General features: G+C 57.5%; 21 protein-coding genes. 5 read left to right on the top strand and 16 right to left on the bottom strand.

Translation table 11 applies throughout. The annotated features are described in order from the left end of the window. Positions 1-5 precede the first annotated feature (5 nt). Together D4100_RS22555 and D4100_RS22550 are read left to right on the top strand one after the other, a co-directional pair. Entirely contained in the window at positions 6-248 is a 243-nt protein-coding gene (locus tag D4100_RS22555) for a DUF4160 domain-containing protein (RefSeq protein ID WP_006327907.1), read from the top strand. Then, a complete protein-coding gene (locus D4100_RS22550) occupies positions 232-480 on the top strand; it encodes a DUF2442 domain-containing protein (RefSeq protein ID WP_013814488.1) in 249 nt (82 codons plus the stop codon). Before D4100_RS22555 ends, D4100_RS22550 begins: the two co-directional genes overlap by 17 nt. 53 nt (positions 481-533) lie before the next feature. On the opposite strand, the gene hemW is transcribed toward D4100_RS22550, so the two are convergent. From hemW to D4100_RS22520, 6 genes are read right to left on the bottom strand one after another with little or no spacing between them, the layout of a single operon-like run. Then, positions 534-1,673, bottom strand: coding sequence for a radical SAM family heme chaperone HemW (gene hemW, locus D4100_RS22545; RefSeq protein ID WP_119805285.1), 1,140 nt, complete (start codon positions 1,671-1,673; stop codon positions 534-536). Further along, on the bottom strand, positions 1,666-2,259 hold the full coding sequence (gene rdgB / locus D4100_RS22540; protein ID WP_119805284.1) for an RdgB/HAM1 family non-canonical purine NTP pyrophosphatase: 594 nt from the start codon (positions 2,257-2,259) through the stop codon (positions 1,666-1,668). The genes hemW and rdgB overlap by 8 nt, the downstream gene beginning before the upstream one ends. Positions 2,260-2,276: 17 nt before the next feature. Continuing rightward, complete coding sequence (gene yggU, locus D4100_RS22535) at positions 2,277-2,567, bottom strand: DUF167 family protein YggU (RefSeq protein WP_004948014.1); 291 nt, start codon at positions 2,565-2,567, stop codon at positions 2,277-2,279. Beyond that, entirely contained in the window at positions 2,564-3,118 is a 555-nt protein-coding gene (locus tag D4100_RS22530; protein WP_004948012.1) for a YggT family protein, read from the bottom strand. Before D4100_RS22530 ends, yggU begins: the two co-directional genes overlap by 4 nt. Positions 3,119-3,149: 31 nt before the next feature. Continuing rightward, positions 3,150-3,968, bottom strand: coding sequence for a pyrroline-5-carboxylate reductase (gene proC, locus D4100_RS22525; RefSeq protein WP_065506521.1), 819 nt, complete (start codon positions 3,966-3,968; stop codon positions 3,150-3,152). Between the two features lie 19 nt (positions 3,969-3,987). Then, positions 3,988-4,695 carry a YggS family pyridoxal phosphate-dependent enzyme gene (locus D4100_RS22520; RefSeq protein ID WP_119805283.1) on the bottom strand — a complete coding sequence of 236 codons (708 nt, stop codon included), beginning with the start codon at positions 4,693-4,695 and terminating at the stop codon, positions 3,988-3,990. A gap of 20 nt (positions 4,696-4,715) precedes the next feature. Here D4100_RS22520 and D4100_RS22515 point away from each other — a divergent pair, with 20 nt between their 5' ends. Beyond that, a complete protein-coding gene (locus D4100_RS22515) occupies positions 4,716-5,726 on the top strand; it encodes a type IV pilus twitching motility protein PilT (protein ID WP_065506519.1) in 1,011 nt (336 codons plus the stop codon). An 8-nt stretch (positions 5,727-5,734) separates the two neighbouring features. Here D4100_RS22515 and ruvX read toward each other — a convergent pair whose 3' ends face one another. From ruvX to D4100_RS22485, 6 genes are all read right to left on the bottom strand, one after another. Next, a complete protein-coding gene (gene ruvX, locus D4100_RS22510) occupies positions 5,735-6,157 on the bottom strand; it encodes a Holliday junction resolvase RuvX (RefSeq protein WP_065506518.1) in 423 nt (140 codons plus the stop codon). Beyond that, complete coding sequence (locus D4100_RS22505; RefSeq protein ID WP_065506517.1) at positions 6,157-6,720, bottom strand: YqgE/AlgH family protein; 564 nt, start codon at positions 6,718-6,720, stop codon at positions 6,157-6,159. Before D4100_RS22505 ends, ruvX begins: the two co-directional genes overlap by 1 nt. A 146-nt stretch (positions 6,721-6,866) precedes the next feature. Further along, complete coding sequence (gene gshB, locus D4100_RS22500; protein ID WP_065506516.1) at positions 6,867-7,817, bottom strand: glutathione synthase; 951 nt, start codon at positions 7,815-7,817, stop codon at positions 6,867-6,869. Positions 7,818-7,827: 10 nt separating this feature from the next. Continuing rightward, entirely contained in the window at positions 7,828-8,559 is a 732-nt protein-coding gene (gene rsmE / locus D4100_RS22495; protein ID WP_065506515.1) for a 16S rRNA (uracil(1498)-N(3))-methyltransferase, read from the bottom strand. Positions 8,560-8,743: 184 nt separating this feature from the next. Further along, entirely contained in the window at positions 8,744-9,439 is a 696-nt protein-coding gene (gene endA, locus D4100_RS22490; protein ID WP_065506514.1) for a deoxyribonuclease I, read from the bottom strand. Between the two features lie 101 nt (positions 9,440-9,540). After that, the gene (locus D4100_RS22485) at positions 9,541-10,053 is read right to left on the bottom strand and encodes a SprT family zinc-dependent metalloprotease (protein ID WP_065506513.1); all 513 of its coding nucleotides are present in this window, start codon (positions 10,051-10,053) and stop codon (positions 9,541-9,543) included. Between the two features lie 366 nt (positions 10,054-10,419). Between D4100_RS22485 and fumA the strand changes: the two genes are divergently transcribed. After that, the gene (gene fumA / locus D4100_RS22480) at positions 10,420-12,066 is read left to right on the top strand and encodes a class I fumarate hydratase FumA (protein WP_119805282.1); all 1,647 of its coding nucleotides are present in this window, start codon (positions 10,420-10,422) and stop codon (positions 12,064-12,066) included. Positions 12,067-12,234: 168 nt separating this feature from the next. Beyond that, positions 12,235-13,095: a helix-turn-helix domain-containing protein gene (locus D4100_RS22475; RefSeq protein WP_119805281.1), complete on the top strand. Its 861-nt coding sequence runs from the start codon at positions 12,235-12,237 to the stop codon at positions 13,093-13,095. On the opposite strand, the gene D4100_RS22470 is transcribed toward D4100_RS22475, so the two are convergent. The 4 genes from D4100_RS22470 to D4100_RS22455 form a co-directional block, all read right to left on the bottom strand. Beyond that, positions 13,031-14,068, bottom strand: a complete 1,038-nt coding sequence (locus D4100_RS22470) for an XdhC family protein (RefSeq protein ID WP_119805280.1) — start codon at positions 14,066-14,068, stop codon at positions 13,031-13,033. The genes D4100_RS22475 and D4100_RS22470 overlap by 65 nt on opposite strands. 8 nt (positions 14,069-14,076) lie before the next feature. After that, positions 14,077-14,661: a nucleotidyltransferase family protein gene (locus tag D4100_RS22465; RefSeq protein ID WP_119805279.1), complete on the bottom strand. Its 585-nt coding sequence runs from the start codon at positions 14,659-14,661 to the stop codon at positions 14,077-14,079. 140 nt (positions 14,662-14,801) lie between these two features. Then, a complete protein-coding gene (locus tag D4100_RS22460; protein WP_119805278.1) occupies positions 14,802-15,752 on the bottom strand; it encodes a glycoside hydrolase family 43 protein in 951 nt (316 codons plus the stop codon). A 10-nt stretch (positions 15,753-15,762) separates the two neighbouring features. Then, positions 15,763-17,163, bottom strand: coding sequence for a glycoside-pentoside-hexuronide (GPH):cation symporter (locus D4100_RS22455; protein ID WP_119805277.1), 1,401 nt, complete (start codon positions 17,161-17,163; stop codon positions 15,763-15,765). Positions 17,164-17,338: the final 175 nt, after the last annotated feature.

Genomic DNA, 17,338 nt, shown 5'->3' with positions numbered 1-17,338 from the left:
CATTGATGCCAGTGATATTTCGTTTTAAAGGGTATAAGTTCTTCTTTTACTCAAATGAAGGCGATCCGTTAGAACCTGCTCATATTCATGTCAGAGACGCGGGGACGGAAGCCAAGTTCTGGTTGACGCCGGTTGTGCAACTGGCACGCAATGATGGGTTTAATTCCAGAGTATTAAAAGAGTTAACTGGAATTATCGAAGATCACCAGTCGCTGTTTTTGGAGGCCTGGAATGAGTATTTCAGCTAAAGCTGTCAGCTTTGATGAGGTGACAATGTGGGTGGAACTGAGCGATGCCAGAATTATTGGCGTGCCATTAACCTGGTTCCCCCGGCTGCTGAATGCAACGGATGAACAACGTGCTTGCTATGAGCTGAGTGCTTGTGGGATCCATTGGGATGCGTTGGATGAAGATATTTCCGTTGAAGGTTTGCTAAAGGGGCGTGGCGATGTGACACATCGCCCCCATCAGGCGGCCTGAGACACAGGTCCGTTGACTTAATAAAAAAGCGCTGATAATTCAGCGCTTTTTGTTTATTCATCCGCCAGGAACAGCTCCAGCAGCGAGTTAAGGAACAGCTTGCCTTTTTCGGTGATCTGCCAGTATTCCGCCGTTTCCTCTAGATAACCTTTTGCCAGTGCCTCGTCCAACTGTGGGCGAATCACGCTTTCGTCCAGCCCGGTGTAGTTGGCGAAATCGGCACGCGGCGCGGCCTCCAGCAGGCGGAAGCGGTTCATAAAGAATTCGAACGGTCGATCTGCCGCCGTCACCTCATGCTGCTTGTCCATGTACTTGCCCTGCATAAAACCGCGCGGATGCTTGGTTTTCGCGGTGCGCAGAATACGGCCGTCGCTAAAGGTCAGCTTGCCGTGCGCGCCGCAGCCAATCCCCAGGTAGTCGCCGAAACGCCAGTAGTTGAGGTTGTGCTGGCACTGGTAGCCCGGCTTGGCGTAGGCCGAGGTTTCATACTGCCGGTAGCCGGCGGCGCTCAGCAACTGGTGGCCGCGTTCGAAGATGTCCCACAGCGCATCGTCGTCCGGCAGCACCGGCGGTCGCGAGCTGAACAGGGTGTTTGGCTCGATGGTCAGCTGATACCACGACAGATGCGGCGGGTTCAGAGCGATCGCCTGGCGCAGATCGTCCAGCGCCTCTTCCAGCGACTGGTCCGGCAAGCCGTGCATCAGATCGAGGTTAAAGCTGCGCAAGCCGAGACCGGTGGCCAGGTGTGCCGCGCGCTTGGCTTCTTCCGGGCCGTGAATGCGCCCCAGACGGGTTAACTTCTCCGCGCTGAAGCTCTGCACGCCGATCGAGATGCGGTTCACACCGGCGCGCTGGTAGCCGCTGAAGCGATCGGCCTCCACGGTGCCGGGGTTGGCCTCCATGGTGATCTCCGCGTCATCGGCGACGCGAATACGCGCCCGCACACCGTCGAGCAGCGATTGCATCGCCTCGGCGCTCAGCAGGCTGGGGGTGCCGCCACCGATAAAAATGGTGCTGATCTCCCGGCCGCCGGCCAGCGGCAGATCGGCATCCAGATCGGCCAGCAGGTGATCGACGTATTCCTGATGCGGCACTTCTCCCTTCAACGCGTGCGAGTTGAAGTCGCAGTACGGGCACTTCTGCACGCACCACGGGATGTGAATGTACAAACTCAGCGGGGGCAGCTTAAGCATTGCGCATGGCTTCCAGCATCAGCTTCAGCGCCTTACCGCGGTGTGACACCGCGCTCTTCTCGTCGCGGCTCAGTTCGGCGGCGGTGCGGCCCAACTCCGGCACGTAGAAGACAGGATCGTAACCGAAACCACCGGCACCGGCGGATTCAAAGGCGATTTCACCCGCCCAGCTGCCGTGGAACACCAGCGGCGTCGGGTCTTCTGCATGGCGCATGTACACCAGCACGCAGTGGAATTGCGCGCCGCGGCTGCCTTGCGGCACGTCTTTCAGCGCCACCAGCAGCTTGTCGAGGTTTTGCTGATCAGAAGCCTCTACGCCGGCGTAGCGCGCAGAATAGATGCCAGGCGCGCCGCCCAGGACGTCCACCGCCAGGCCGGAGTCATCGGCGATCGCCGGCAGGCCGGTGATTTGCGCCGCGTGGCGGGCTTTCAGGATGGCGTTTTCGATAAACGTCAGGCCGGTTTCCTCGGCGGAATCCACGCCCAGCTCGGTTTGTGCGACCACGTTCAGACCGAAATCGGCCAGCAGGTCGGCGAGTTCACGCACTTTTCCCGGGTTACCGGTGGCAAGAACGACTTTTTGCATGATGACTACCTTGAAAATTATTCGATAAGCGCCGCGACCACGGCGGGGATCTGTTGCGGATTAACGATGCGTAACTGTTTATGCCGCCCCAGTTCGCCTTTCTCGATGGTGACGTTGCTTTTCGCCACTTTAAACTGCTTGGCGATAAACTTGATCAGATGGGCGTTGGCCTGGCCGTCAACCGGCGGGGCGGTAATGGCGACTTTCAGTTCGTCGCCATGCAAACCGATAATCTGGTCGCGGCTGGCTTTCGGCTGAATATATAGCCTGATTGCCAGCCCGTCCAGCACGGGGGTGACTGCACTCACAGCAGGAACCAGATCTCACCGAACAGATCCATACCCAGGTAGTTGATCAGATACAGGATCAGGATCACCACCATCGCTGAAAAATCGATACCGCCCATGGCCGGAAGAATGCGGCGGATCGGGGCCATCAGGGGTTCCGTCAACTGATACATCACATAGTCAATCGGGCTGCGGCCCTGGCTGATCCAGCTCATCAGGGCGCGGATAATCATCACCCAGAAGATCAGATAACCGGCCGACTTGACCAGCGAAATCAGGCCAAACAGCAGGTTATACGGGCTGAGTGACATCGCGCCGCCCTGGATCAGCAGCAGCAGCGGATACTTGATGGTCATCAGCAGGAACGCCAGCAACAGCGAAGCGCTGTCGACAGGCCCCAGTGATGGGATAATGCGGCGCAGCGGGCCGACCACCGGCTGGGTGATCTTCACCACGAACTGGGCGAACGGGTTATAAAAATCGGTACGCGTCCACTGCATCCAAATACGCAGCAGCAGTACCATGACGTAAAGATCAATAACGGTTTTGACCAAAAAAGTCAGCGTTAGCATGAAAGGATCCTTCTCCTTAACTCTCGGTTATTTAAAATGATTTTTCCATTTCCTGCGCACGGGAAACCGCCGCGCGCATGGCTTTGGCCACGGTCTCCGGCAGTTGTTGCTCGTTGAATACCCGCAGCGCTTCGGCGGTGGTGCCGCCTTTGGAGGTGACCTGCTCGCGCAGGGTCGATAATGGCGTATCCGGGTTGGCTTCCACCAGCGCAGCAGCGCCGGAGGCGGCCTGTTGCACCAGCTCGCGCGCGGTTTGGCTGTCGAAGCCCATGCGCTCGGCTTCTTGTTGCATGGCTTCCATAAACAGGAAGAAGTAGGCCGGTGCGCTGCCTGCGGCGGCGATGACGCCGTTGATGCCGTTTTCGTCATCCACCCAGCAAACCTTGCCGACGGAGGCCATCAAATCGCCGGTGTAGTCGCGATCCTGTTGGCTGACCTGCGGCGGCGCATACAGGCCGCTCATGCCTTTGCCAACCAGGGACGGGGTATTGGGCATAATGCGCACGATGCTCAGCTTGTCGCTCAACAGTTGGTAAAAACGGCTGACCTGAATGCCGGCGGCGATCGACAGCACCAGCTTGCCGGAGAAATCGACCTGTTGCAGCGGCTGGCAGACGTCGGCCATCATCTGCGGCTTTACCGCCAGCACCACGACCTCGGCCTCGCGCGCGCAGGCCAGGTTGTCGCCGCTGCTGACGATGCCGTAGTCCGCCGCCAGCGCATCGCGGTTTTTAGCCGAAGGCGCGCAAACGCTGATGGATTTAGCCGGGTATCCGCCCGCCACCAGGCCGGCGATAATCGCGCGCGCCATGTTGCCGGCGCCAATAAAGGTAATCTTACGGTGTTGCATCAAAATTCCTCGTCATATGTCAGGCCGGTGAATAATCACGAGCGCCAAAAATTGCGGTGCCGATACGCACCAGAGTGCTACCTGCGGCGATCGCCGCCGCCATATCATCCGTCATGCCCATCGACAGGGTATCCACCTGCGGATAGCGCTGTTGCAGGGCCTGGAAGGCGTCGCTCATCTGGCCGAATACCGCCAACTGGCGCTGGTAGTTTTGTTCCGGAGCAGGAATCGCCATCAGCCCACGCAGCGTAACGTTCGGCAGCGCGGCTACCGCCTCCGCCAGCGCCGGTAATTCAGCCAGTACAATGCCAGATTTACTCTGTTCATCGCTGATATTAATTTGGATCAGAACGTTAAGCGGCGGCATGCCTGCCGGGCGTTGATCGCTGAGCCGTTGGGCGATGCGCAGCCGATCCACCGTGTGGCACCAGGCGAAGTGCTCTGCCACCAGCCGGCTTTTATTGGATTGCAGCGGGCCGATAAAGTGCCAATCCAGCGTTGCGCCTTCCGGCTGCGTGGCGAAATGCTGAACTTTATCCACGCCTTCCTGCACGTAATTCTCGCCAAAGGCACGCTGGCCGGCGGCGATGGCTTCTGCGATCGCCGCCACAGGTTTGGTCTTGCTGACTGCAAGCAGAGTGATTTCTTCTGGAACGCGTGCGCAACCTTGAGCGGCTGCCGCGATGCGGCTTCTGACATCCTGCAGATTCTGTTGGATAGTGCTCATTATTGACCCAGGAGATTGATATGGATATCGATGAATTCGTGGCCCTTAGTGTAAAGCATAATGCTTCCGATCTGCACCTTTGTGCGGGCCATCAACCCATGTTGCGCATTGATGGTGAATTGCAACCGCTGGAAGGGGCGGAAATACTGACTCAGGAGCGCATGCACCAACTGTGCGGCACGCTGCTGCAACCGCCGCAACGGCAACATTTGCAGCAACAGGGCCAGCTCGATCTGGCGTTGACGCTGGCGGGCGATATCCGGCTGCGCGCCAATTTCTTTTTGCAGAATCTGGGGATATCCATCGCGCTGCGGTTGATTGCCGGCCACTGCCCGACGCTGGCGGCGTTAGCGGCACCGGCTATTGTCCCTGCGCTGCTGCGGCGTGAGGATGGCCTGATACTGGTTACCGGTGCGACCGGCAGCGGTAAATCCACCACGCTGGCGGCGATGATTGACGATATCAATCAGCATCAACGGCGGCATATCCTCACGCTGGAAGACCCGATCGAGTTTATGCACCGCAGCCGGAAGTCGCTGATCCAACAGCGTGAGCTGGGCCGCGACAGCTACGGCTTTGATGAAGCGCTACGCGCCGCGCTGCGTGAAGATCCGGATGTGATTCTGTTGGGGGAACTGCGCGACACCACCACCATTCGTTTGGCGCTCACTGCGGCGGAAACCGGCCACCTGGTGCTGGCGACGCTGCATACCCGCAGTGCGCCGCAGGCGGTGGATCGTTTGGTCGATGTTTTCCCGGCGGAAGAAAAGCCTTATGTGCGCGCGCAGCTGGCCGCCAGCCTGCAGGCGGTGATTGCGCAAAAGTTGCTAAGCAGGCCCGGTGGCGGGCGGGTGGCGATCTTCGAGGTGCTGACGGCAACGGCGGCGGTCAGCAGCATGATCCGCGAAGGCAAAACCCATCAGCTCGCCAGCGTGCTGCAAACCGGTGCGCAGTCCGGCATGCAGACCTTTGAACAGGGATTGCAGCAGCGCATCAACGCTGGGTTGCTCGGTGGAGAAGAAGGGGCGTGACGGGCCGATCAGCCCAAGTGCCGTTCGAACCAACTTTCCAGGATGACCACCGCGGAGGCGGAGTCCACGCTGCCTTTGTCCAGAGCGCGGAAACCGCCGCGATCGAACAGATTGGCGCGGGCTTCGACGGTGCTGAGGCGTTCGTCATGCAGCGCGACCTGCACGCCAAAGCGGCCATGCAGACGGTTGGCGAACTTGCGTGCCTGCTCGGTCACCAACTGCTCGGTGCCATCCATATTCAACGGCAGGCCGACCACCACCAGATCCGGCTGCCACTCTTTCAGCAGCTTTTCGATCTTTTGCCAGTCCGGAGAGCCGTCCTGCGCCTTGAATGCCGCCAACGCGCGGGCGCTGCCGGTGAGTTCCTGACCTATGGCCGCGCCGATGCTTTTGGTGCCGAAGTCGAAGGCGATAATGGTGCGGTTGGTCATCAGGCGTGTCCTGCGTGGTTGGCAATGCTGCGGATATCGATGCCAAGGCGGTTGGCGGCTTCGCGCCAGCGGCTGGCGATCGGCGTATGGAACAGAATGTCGGTGTCGGCTTCGATGGTCAGCCAGGCGTTTTCCAGCACTTCCTGTTCCAACTGGCCTTTTTCCCAGCCGGCATAGCCGAGCGCCACCAGCACGTCATCCGGTTGCTCCGGGGTGCCGAGCGTTTCCAGCACGTCTTTCGAGGTGGTGATCATGGTATCCGGCGAGATCTGGATGCTGGAGCCGAAGCCACTGCGCGGCGTATGCAGAATAAACCCGCGATCGTCCGCCAATGGGCCGCCGGCAAATACCGGTTTATCCAGGCTGATGGCCGGATTGCGAGCGGGCGGCATGATCTTCAGCTTGCTCAGCACCGTTTCCACCGTGAACTGTTCCACCGGTTTGTTGATCACCAGGCCCATGGCGCCGTCTTCATTGTGCTCACAGACGTAAATCACCGAGCGTTTGAAGCGAGGATCCTGAAGAGATGGCATGGCGATAAGAAAATGGTGCTGTAAATTCATGGCGTTATTTAAGGTAATTGAGTGGTGATAAGTTAAACAGCCGCCAGTATGCGGCTATACCCGTCGCCTTTCAAGCCGCAGCGTTGTTGGCTGCACGCGCTTCGAAAGGTCAGGATTGCGGGCGACGGCGCCGCCCGCATGGCGGATTACTTCGCTGCCAGACGCTTTTCGATCGCGTCCATCAGCATGCCGGTGATGGAAACCGGGAAGGCCGCTTCGATTTCGCGTGCACAGGTTGGGCTGGTGACGTTGATCTCGGTCAGACGATCGCCAATCACGTCCAGGCCAACGAAGATCAGGCCTTTCTCTTTCAGCGTCGGGGCCACTGCGCGGGCAATTTTCCAGTCGCTTTCGCTCAGAGGGCGCGGTTCACCACGGCCACCGGCCGCCAGATTACCACGGGTTTCACCCTGTGCCGGGATACGCGCCAGGCAGTACGGCACAGGTTCGCCGTCAACCACCAGAATGCGCTTATCGCCTTCCTTGATCGCCGGCAGGAAGTTCTGCGCCATGCAGAAACGGCTGCCATGTTCGGTCAGGGTTTCGATAATCACCGACAGGTTAGGATCATCCTGTTTCACGCGGAAGATGGACGCGCCGCCCATGCCATCCAGCGGTTTGAGGATAATGTCGCCGTGCTGCTGGTGGAATTTGCGGATGTGGGCTGCGCTACGGCTGACCAGGGTGTCCGGCGTCAGCTCCGGGAACCAGGCGGTGAACAGCTTCTCGTTGCAGTCACGCAGACTCTGAGGCTTGTTGACCACCAGCGTGCCTTTCACCTCTGCGCGCTCCAGAATATAGGTCGCATAGATGTATTCGGTATCGAATGGCGGATCCTTGCGCATCAGGATTACGTCCAGATCCTGCAGCGCCAGATCCTGCTCGGTTCCGAAGCTGAACCAGCTTTCTTTATCTTCTTTCACGCTCAGCAAGCGGGTGCGGGCGCGTCCATCACCGGCGTGCAGATAGAGATCGTTCATCTCCATGTAGTGCAGTTCCCAGCCACGGCGCTGCGCTTCGAGCAGCATGGCGAAGCTGGTGTCTTTCTTGATATTGATGGAGGCGATAGGGTCCATCACGATGCCGAGCTTAATCATTTTCTCTCCTTTAACCCAGATCGCCGAAACGTACCTGCAAAGCGGTAATTGCGGTGAGCGCTGTGGTTTCTGTACGCAGAACGCGTGGCCCCAGCAGGATATCAGTAAATCCGTAGCCTGTGGTCATCGCAATTTCGTCGGCGGATAACCCGCCTTCCGGCCCAATCAGCAGGCGGACATGGTCCACCGGCAGCGGCAGGGTATTGATGCTGTGGTTGGCACGCGGATGCAGGTTAAGCTTCAGACTGCCGTCCTGCTCGGCGCACCAGGCTTCCAGCTGCATTGCCTCGCGAATTTCCGGGATGCGGTTGCGGCCGCATTGTTCGCAGGCGGCAACGGCGATTTTCTGCCATTGCTGAATTTTTTTCGCCAGACGCTCGCCATCCAGTTTGACGCCGCAGCGTTCGGAAAACAGCGGGGTAATGACGTTAACGCCCAGTTCGATGGATTTCTGTATGGTGAACTCCATCTTCTCCCCACGGGAAATCACCTGGCCCAGGTGCAGATTGAGCGGCGACTCGCGGTCTTCCAACTGGCCGGCGCTGAGTTGCACCTGCACGTTTTTCTTATCAACCCGAACGATCTCGGCGTTAAACACCCGGTTACTGCCGTCGAACAGTTGCAACGTCTGGCCGGCGCTCATGCGCAGCACGCGCCCGACGTGGTTGGCGGCGTCTTCGCTCAACGCGATTTCCGCATTGTCGATCAAGGGTTGCGGGTGATAAATGCGGGGTATACGCATGTGAGTATTCGATCCTGACTAAAGGGGTAGGCAGCTTGATAGATGGAGGCTATACCCTATGAATTTCGAGTTGCAGCTAGGCGCCCAGCTCGTTCATCCCCAGGAGCTTACTCAAGTAAGTGACTGGGGTGAGCGAGTGCAGGTAACAACGCTGCGGCTTGAAAGGCGACGGGTATATAGTAGGTTAGCCTTTTCGTTGCTGGCAAGCCTGTTGAATATAGTTGTTATGGTTGCCCTGAACCTTGGCGATACGTGCTTCGCGCAGGCATTCCCATTGGCTGACCGGATATTGGCGGTTCCACACCTCGAACAGCTGGGTTTGCTGGCGTGAAAGCCGCAGTTGGTAACGGTCGCGCATATAGAAATAGGTGCGTGCGATAGCGCCACGGGCGCGGGCGGGCGGCTCAGCCTGCTTATTTTTGAAATCCACTTTCATCGGGCATTGGCCGTACTGGCCTTCACCGCCTTTCCACTGGCTGTACATAAAGTTATTGCGATCGCCGTTCACTTCCCCGATGGCCGGTTGCAGGTTGTGCAGATCGGTTTCGATTTGGCGGTAGGTCGCGTCTTTATTGCAGTTTTTGCGGCCGCCCTGCTGCCAGCATTGCAACTGGTGGCCGAACTGCCAGGCCGGCACCACGTGTTCCCATTCAATACGCTGTGCGCGCTGGGCGTTTTTACGCGCCTGATAGCCGCAGCTGTTGAGGTCAGGAATGCCTTTTTTACCCTGCCAGTCGATCCGACAACCGCAGTAAAAAGAACCGGGTGCGTCCTGATTGATTTTGGCCGCCGCAGTCTTGGCCTGAGAGAAATTATTGATGCCGTGGGCGTGCGCGGCACCTGCAATGAAAATCACCATAAACAGAATTTTGCGAAGCATATTCCAAAACAGCTCGAAATTGGAAAAGCAGGCAGGGTAACGGAAGTTTACGGTAGTGGCAAATGGCGATATTTACTTGTTTTAACGTATAAATCGTTTAGTTAAGGGGTTTCGTTAGCGATAAATCTCAGTCTTTCGCCGCACTGGCGGCAGCGGTATTCGCTTTCACCGCGCAGCACCCGATTGTGGCGGCGCACGGTGAGCTGGTGCTGCTGGCAACCGCACAGGTAGGGGAAAGTTTTGCTTTGCACCGAGGCAATTTCAAACTGGTGGGTGCGGCTGGCGGGTACCCGCAAGACGTTTTCCATCATGCGGCGCCATTCGCGGCCATGTGGCGGCACGCGGCCAAACTGGCGGAACACCAGCAGGTGCGCCAGCTCATGCGGCACCACTTCATCGATAAACGGCTGCTGATTTTCCATTAACAGCACTGGATTCAGCCTGATTTCCCAGGCTTGCAGCCAGGCGGTGCCCGCAGTGGTACCGCGCTGCTGGTAAACGACTTTGGGTTCAGGAAAATCGACGGAAAAATGCTGGCGGGCCAGCTGAAGCTTTTCCCGCAGACAGCGCATTACCGCCTGTTGCAGCGCAATGGGGATTCTTACTTTGTTCATTGCCGCTAGCTTAAGCAAAGGCGCCCCGGCTGGCAACAAGACGGAAAACTAATTCCTCGCTCATTTACTCCCGGCAGGTTTTTCACCGCATTGATAACCCGATCGTCTCCGATGGATTGTAATCAATGTGTTAACTGCGGGATAATAAAGCGTGCATGCTGAGTCTGTACCCGCAGCGCTCACCGTATGAGGTTGGAAAAAACACCTGAACTGATGCCTTGCTAATATAGGGGTTATTATGCGATTCAGCGCAATAACCGACTGATTAAAAATAAGTAAGGTGTGGGCAGTTTTTTGCCGCAGCCTGCCCCGGGCATGCTGAGTAAGTGTGAATTTAACGCAGCTGATGTTGCAAGTGAGAGATCAATGTCGAATAAACCGTTCCATTATCAAGATCCGTTCCCGCTGAAGAAAGACGATACCGAATACTATCTGCTGAGCCGCGATCACGTTTCTGTGAGTGAGTTTGAAGGCCAGGAAATCCTGAAAGTTGCCCCTGAAGCGTTAACCCTGCTCGCACAGCATGCCTTCCATGACGCTTCGTTCATGCTGCGCCCGGCGCACCAACAGCAGGTTGCCGATATTCTTGACGACCCGGACGCCAGCGAAAACGATAAGTACGTTGCGCTGCAATTTCTGCGTAACTCAGAAATCGCCGCCAAGGGTATTTTGCCAACCTGCCAGGACACCGGCACCGCGATCATCATGGGGAAAAAGGGCCAGCGCGTCTGGACCGGCGGCGGTGATGAAGAAGCGTTGTCGCGCGGGGTGTACAACACCTTTATCGAAGACAACCTGCGCTATTCGCAAAACGCCGCGCTGGACATGTACAAAGAGGTCAACACCGGCAGCAACCTGCCGGCGCAGATCGATCTGTACAGCGTGGACGGTGAAGAATACAAGTTCCTGTGTGTCGCCAAAGGCGGCGGTTCGGCCAACAAAACCTATCTGTATCAAGAAACCAAGGCGCTGCTGTCGCCGGGCAAGCTGAAAGATTACCTGGTCGATAAAATGCGCACGCTGGGCACCGCGGCCTGTCCGCCGTACCACGTGGCATTTGTCATTGGCGGCACCTCGGCTGAAGCAACGCTGAAAACCGTCAAACTGGCATCGACCAAGTACTACGACGGCCTGCCGACCGAAGGCAACGAACACGGCCAGGCGTTCCGTGATGTGGCGCTGGAAGAAGAGCTGCTGAAAGAAGCGCAAAATCTGGGGCTGGGCGCGCAATTTGGCGGTAAATACTTTGCGCACGATATCCGCGTGGTGCGTTTGCCGCGCCATGGCGCGTCCTGCCCGGTTGGCATGGGCGTTTCCTGTTCCGCTGACCGCAACATCAAGGGCAAAATCAACCGCGACGGTATCTGGCTCGAGAAGCTGGAGCACAATCCGGGCAAATTTATCCCGCAGGAGCTGCGTCAGGCCGGAGAGGGCGAGGCGATCAAGATCGACCTCAACCGCCCGATGAGCGATATTCTCAAGCAGCTGTCGCAGTACCCGGTATCGACCCGCCTGTCGCTGAGCGGCACCATCATCGTTGGCCGCGATATCGCGCACGCCAAGCTGAAAGAGCGGTTGGACCGCGGTGAAGGTTTGCCGCAATACGTTAAGGATCACCCGATTTACTACGCCGGCCCGGCCAAAACGCCGGACGGTTACGCTTCGGGTTCGTTGGGGCCGACCACCGCCGGGCGCATGGATTCTTACGTTGATTTGCTGCAATCTCACGGCGGCAGCATGATCATGCTGGCGAAGGGGAACCGCAGCCAGCAGGTGACGGATGCCTGCAACAAGCACGGCGGTTTCTATCTTGGCAGCATCGGCGGCCCGGCTGCGGTACTGGCGCAGCAAAGCATCAAGAGCCTGACCTGTGTGGAATACCCGGAGCTGGGGATGGAAGCGATCTGGAAAATCGAAGTAGAAGATTTCCCGGCGTTTATTTTGGTGGATGATAAAGGCAATGACTTCTTCCAGAAGATCCAGGCCGGCCAGTGCTCGCGCTGCGTGAAATAACCTTTCAAAACGGTTGCCGCCTGATAGGGGCGGCAACTTTCAGACTGAATCCCTCCCTGTGTAAAGTCCTGTAGCCCGCTGGACGCCTTGTTTTAACCTGTATACCCTACGCACAAAGCAGTAAAACGTGCGCAAAGGCATATTTGGAACGGAAGGTTCGGCAAGAAAATGGGAACGCAGGAAAATCACATCAGGGATCTGCTGGTCTGGATTGAAGACAATCTGACTAATCCACTGTCATTGGATATCGTGTCCGCCAAATCAGGCTACTCGAAATGGTATCTGCAGCGGCTTTTCAAGAAGCAGACCGGTCTGTCGCTGGCGTCGTATATTCGCGCACGACGTTTGTATCTGGCCGCTTTCGCTTTGCGTTTCACGCGCAAGAGCATTCTTGATATTTCCGTAGAATATCAATTTGATAACCAACAAACCTTTTCCCGCTGTTTCAAAAAACACTTTGCCGAATCCCCCAGCGTCTACCGCCATGCCCGCAAGCAGGACTTCAGCCATCTGGTGCGTTCGCTGTCCGCCGGTCAGCCTGGTGATATTAAGGTCGATCGCGTCACCGTTGATAAAGGCCAGTATCTCCTCAGCGGGAAAAATTACGCCTATCACCTGGACATCGAACATCTGGATAAGTCGCATCTGCATCTGCGCAGCGGAATCAAAGAGAACTTCTATAAACTGCTTGGTGGCCGCCCTCCGTTGATCTACGCGCTAACCCATTTTAGGCCGGATGGGCAGCGGGTCAGGGTGGACTATTCGCTCGGTGTTGAGGCGGGCTGTTCTGTCGATGCCGATCTGGAGCCGCTGCCGGACATCCACGGCGATTTTTGCCGCTTTTGTTATTCCGGCAAGCCGGTGGCACTGAACGACCACGTGGTGCAGATATACACTCAGATATTGCCGGAGCTCGGCCTGGCCCGCCGGGAAGGGCCTGACCTGACGATGTTCAGCTATTCGCTCAATGAGCGGGAGGAGCTGCATCTGGAGCTTCAGCACCTGGTACCCGTAATCCCTCTGGGCTGAAAGGCCGGGCCGCCGTGCGATTTTTCTGTTGCACGATATCGGCCATTACCGCCAGGGCGATTTCTGCCGGCGTTTTACTGCCGAGCGGCAGCCCGATTGGCGCATGAATGCGTTCCAGTTCTTGTGGGCTGAACTCGGCAATCTGCTGCAGACGCTGGCGGCGGCGTGCGCTGTTGCGCAGCGAGCCCATGGCGCCGATGTAAAACGCCGGCGTGTGTATGGCCTCCATCAGCGTCAGATCGTCCATCCGCGGGTCGTGAGTCAGCGCCACAATGGCGGTATTGGCGTGGCATCCACCGTCCTCGATAAATTTGGCCGGGAACTGACGCAGCAGCGTCACGCCGGGCCTGAGCAGGGGGGCGAAATTATCCAGCGCCTCCGGGCGATTTTCACACACCAGCACCTCGAACCCCAACGAACTGGCGAAATCGGCGCAATACAACGCCACGCTCGACAACCCGGCAATCAGCAGGCGCGGTGCAGCGGCGATATTCAGCGTGATTTGTTGCCCATTGCGCTCCACCTGGGTAGCGCTGGCGAAATCGGTCAGTTCCAGGCTGTGGCAGGCATCGGGTAAGACCAGGCGTTTGACCAACGCGTGGTGTCCGTCCAGCGCGCCGGCGATTTTCGTCAGGTAGCCTATGCTGCCGTCACCGGCGGGCAGGTATTCAATCAGCACGTCCAGCACGCCGCCGCAGGGCAACGCCACGTTCGGCTCCAGACCGCCTTCACCGTAGCGGATCACCTGGCTGGCTGCCTGATATTCCCCGGCCGCCACGCGCCGCAGAAAATCCTCTTCCACGCAGCCGCCAGACAGCGAACCGCAGTAATCCCCGTTCTGGGTCGCCGCCAACAGTGCCCCGGGCGATCGCGGCGAGGAGCCGTAAGTATTCAGTACGGTACACAGCCACACCGGCTGCTGTTTCAGCCAGCTTATCGCCTGGCTGATCACGGTGATATCAAGATGCTGCATAGATGATTTTACTCGCTGGCCGGTAGCTGTGATGGAAGATCAATATCCTGCACGACGCTTGCCCGATCAAGAGGCAACAGATAAACCGCTTCCCCTTGCAGCAGCTCGCGCGCGCCATTGTCACCGCGCAACAGGCAAAGCCTCTTGCGCAATGGAGCGGAAAAGCCGACCGGGTGGCCAGGCCGTTGGTCGAAGCAGGGGCGAGCTATCGCATGATGCCGCAGCGCATCGGCGACCAGACGGAAGATATCGGGTGTGACGAACGGCATATCCGCCAGATGGATCAACCAGCCCTGCCAGTGCGGCGTAGCGCCAACGCCGGCGGCAATGGAATCCCCGAGACCTGCACTGGCGATCGGCGTGACCGGCACCTGATACGCGGCGCAAACCTGCTGTACCCACTGGTTATCCGGCCGAGTGACGACCCACACCGGCAGACCGGAGGCCAGCGCCTGGCGCAAGGTATGTTCAAACAACGGGCGCCGGTGGCCCGTCTGATCCGCAAACTCAGCGTTTAATTTGTTGCCTGCGCCACCGGCCTGCGAGAAACGTTCCCCACGCCCGGCGGCGGCGATCACTATGCCTGTTGTCATCTGCTCTGCCCGAATTTGCGCAACTATTGATTACCTTAGCGCCAATGCGTGTTTTTGATAGGTGTTTTTGCCGAAAACAGGATGTTAATCACCGGTGGGGCAGAGACGGGGGGTCAGTGAGCTGAACCCCTGTTATGACACTAGCGATTATCTGCCGGCGGTTCCCCCAACACCGGCATGCCTTCTTCATTCCACTCTATCGGCTTAATCCGCGTATGACGATTGGGATCATAGAGCGGATCTCCCTCGATTTCCGTGTAATTGCGCGCATGGTAAACCAACAGATCCCGGCCCTGCTCGTCGAGGGTAAAGCTGTTGTGTCCGGGGCCGAATTGGTGGTTTTTGGCGCTGGTGCGGAATATCGGTTGGCTGGCCTTGTGCCATTGGGCCATGTCGGTGATGTCACTGTCGATATCGGCCCAGAGCAGCCCGATGCAGTAATTTTCATCGGTGGCGCTGGCAGAATAGCTGATAAATATCCGTTGGCCATGAGTAATCACAGCAGGCCCTTCATTGACCTGAAAACCCACGATTTCCCAGGGCAGCTCCGGCTTGCTGAGCAGCACCGGCTCGCCCTTTAGCGTCCACGGATTTTCCATCTCCGCCAGGTACAGGTTGGAGTTACCGCTGATGGCCGGATCCTTTTGCGCCCATAAATAATAGTGTTTGCCGCGATGCTCAAAATGGGTAGCGTCGAGGGAGAAGCTGTCGATATGGCTGTATATCCTGCCTTTTTCTGTCCATTCCCCGGTTAACGGATTGTCTGCGCTGCATTCCAGCGCAAACATACGGTGCTGGAACAGGCCATCTGCAATCTCTGGGCTGTGGGCTGCGGCAAAATACAAATACCACTTGCCGCTGATAAAGTGCAGTTCCGGCGCCCAGATCAGCGCGCTCATTGGCCCTTGCTGCGGCTTTCGCCACACTACCGTTGCAGTGGCCTGCGGCAGTTCGTCGAGGCTGCGCGCCCGGCGAAGCTCCAGGCGATCATATTCCGGCACCGAGGCGGTGAAATAGTAATAGCCATCGCTGTGGCGCAAAACAAACGGATCGGCCCGCTGTTCAATAAAGGGATTAGGATAGTCTCGCATTGCGGGCTCCTTACGGGTGTTTGGTTTCTAGCTGCTGCTCACGATAGTCGGCCAGCTCCTGGTAATTGACCCGACGCTTTTCCAGATCGACCTGAATCCGCTGCATCAGTTGACGATCGACCTTCAGCAGGCGCACTACGCCTGCGGTGATCAGATAGCCAATGCCTGGGATCACGGTGAACAACAATACGATGCTGTTGAGTGCGCTGGCGCTTTGGCTGGCCGCATCTGCCTGATAACCGGAATACGACATCAGGAAACCGACCATGGCGCCGGCTACCGCCAGCCCGACTTTCAGGAAGAACAGATTGCCGGAAAAGCTGATGCCGGTGATGCGCTTGCCGGTTTTCCACTCGCCGTAGTCGTCCACGTCGGCCATTAACGACCAGTGCAGCGGTGAGGGGATCTGATGCAAGATATTCAGCAGGAAGTAGGCGACCACGATTAATGAGGTCAACTGAGGGTTGAGGAAGTAAAAACCGCAGGAAAACGCCGCCAGCACGATATTGGTCCAAAAGAACACTTTCAGTTTGCAGAAGCGGTCGGTCAGCGGTTTCGCCAATGCGCTGCCGATCATCATGCCGACTACGCCCAGCGCGATAAACAGGCTGGCGAATGAGGTTGACTGCTGCATGACGTAGGTCACGTAATACATGGTTGCCGCCATGCGGATAAAACCGGGGCAAACGTTGCAGAAGGTCAGCAGCAGAATGCGCACCCATTGGTCATTTTTCCACACGTCTTTCAGATCGGATTTGAGCGCGTCGTGAGTCGGCACCGCCGGGCGTATGCGCTCTTTGACCGTGGCAAAGCAGAACAGAAACATGAACAGGGCGATCAGCGCCAGCACGCCCATCGCCATCTGATAGCCGCGCGCCTTGTCGGCACCGCCAAACCATTCGGCCATCGGCAGCAGGGTTAGCGAGAGGATGAGCGTAGCAATGCCGACCAGAATAAAACGGTATGACTGGCAGGATACCCGCTCTTGCGGATCGGCGGTGATTACGCCGCCTAATGAACAGTAGGGAATGTTAATGGCGGTGTAAGTTAGCGACATCAAGAAGTAAGTCGCGAAGGCATAGACGACCTTGCTGTTGTAGCTCCATTCCGGCGTGGTAAACATCAACACGCTGAATAATACATAGGGCAGGGATACCCACAACAACCAGGGACGAAAGCGCCCCCAGCGGCTTTGGGTACGATCGGCGATGGCACCCATAATCGGATCGGTTACCGCATCCAGCACCCGAACCGAGAGCAGCAGAATGCCGACCAGCGCCGGAGTCAATCCAAAGATGTCGGTATAGAAATAGTTGAGAAACAACATAATCGCTCCGCCAATCATGTTGCAGCCGGCATCTCCCATGCCATAGCCAATCTTTTCTTTTATCGATAGGGCATTGCTCTTCATGGACATTTTCTCCGCGACGGCAGGATCTGACTGAGTGGCAACGATTATTGTCCCGGCAGGGGGCGAGTTATCAGAAACTATTGGTTGTAGAGATGGACAAACCGGGCGTGGCGAGGAAACTGTGAGCCAGTTGGCAAAATTGAAGGGCAATAAAATGGCCCGCATTTGCGGGCCA

The sequence above is a fragment of the Serratia inhibens genome (assembly GCF_003591175.1).
Lineage (GTDB): Bacteria > Pseudomonadota > Gammaproteobacteria > Enterobacterales > Enterobacteriaceae > Serratia > Serratia inhibens.
Note: the sequence above shows the minus strand (reverse complement) of the source record. Positions and strands in the feature narration are given on the sequence as shown.

Bases quoted from the DNA above. Each gene is read 5' to 3' on its own strand.
- D4100_RS22555 (WP_006327907.1), top strand. From the start codon at position 6: ATGCCAGTGATATTTCGTTTTAAAGGGTATAAGTTCTTCTTTTACTCA.
- D4100_RS22550 (WP_013814488.1), top strand. From the start codon at position 232: ATGAGTATTTCAGCTAAAGCTGTCAGCTTTGATGAGGTGACAATGTGG.
- hemW (WP_119805285.1), bottom strand. From the start codon at position 1,673: ATGCTTAAGCTGCCCCCGCTGAGTTTGTACATTCACATCCCGTGGTGC.
- rdgB (WP_119805284.1), bottom strand. From the start codon at position 2,259: ATGCAAAAAGTCGTTCTTGCCACCGGTAACCCGGGAAAAGTGCGTGAA.
- D4100_RS22530 (WP_004948012.1), bottom strand. From the start codon at position 3,118: ATGCTAACGCTGACTTTTTTGGTCAAAACCGTTATTGATCTTTACGTC.
- proC (WP_065506521.1), bottom strand. From the start codon at position 3,968: ATGCAACACCGTAAGATTACCTTTATTGGCGCCGGCAACATGGCGCGC.
- D4100_RS22520 (WP_119805283.1), bottom strand. From the start codon at position 4,695: ATGAGCACTATCCAACAGAATCTGCAGGATGTCAGAAGCCGCATCGCG.
- D4100_RS22515 (WP_065506519.1), top strand. From the start codon at position 4,716: ATGGATATCGATGAATTCGTGGCCCTTAGTGTAAAGCATAATGCTTCC.
- ruvX (WP_065506518.1), bottom strand. From the start codon at position 6,157: ATGACCAACCGCACCATTATCGCCTTCGACTTCGGCACCAAAAGCATC.
- D4100_RS22505 (WP_065506517.1), bottom strand. From the start codon at position 6,720: ATGAATTTACAGCACCATTTTCTTATCGCCATGCCATCTCTTCAGGAT.
- gshB (WP_065506516.1), bottom strand. From the start codon at position 7,817: ATGATTAAGCTCGGCATCGTGATGGACCCTATCGCCTCCATCAATATC.
- rsmE (WP_065506515.1), bottom strand. From the start codon at position 8,559: ATGCGTATACCCCGCATTTATCACCCGCAACCCTTGATCGACAATGCG.
- endA (WP_065506514.1), bottom strand. From the start codon at position 9,439: ATGCTTCGCAAAATTCTGTTTATGGTGATTTTCATTGCAGGTGCCGCG.
- D4100_RS22485 (WP_065506513.1), bottom strand. From the start codon at position 10,053: ATGAACAAAGTAAGAATCCCCATTGCGCTGCAACAGGCGGTAATGCGC.
- fumA (WP_119805282.1), top strand. From the start codon at position 10,420: ATGTCGAATAAACCGTTCCATTATCAAGATCCGTTCCCGCTGAAGAAA.
- D4100_RS22475 (WP_119805281.1), top strand. From the start codon at position 12,235: ATGGGAACGCAGGAAAATCACATCAGGGATCTGCTGGTCTGGATTGAA.
- D4100_RS22470 (WP_119805280.1), bottom strand. From the start codon at position 14,068: ATGCAGCATCTTGATATCACCGTGATCAGCCAGGCGATAAGCTGGCTG.
- D4100_RS22465 (WP_119805279.1), bottom strand. From the start codon at position 14,661: ATGACAACAGGCATAGTGATCGCCGCCGCCGGGCGTGGGGAACGTTTC.
- D4100_RS22460 (WP_119805278.1), bottom strand. From the start codon at position 15,752: ATGCGAGACTATCCTAATCCCTTTATTGAACAGCGGGCCGATCCGTTT.
- D4100_RS22455 (WP_119805277.1), bottom strand. From the start codon at position 17,163: ATGAAGAGCAATGCCCTATCGATAAAAGAAAAGATTGGCTATGGCATG.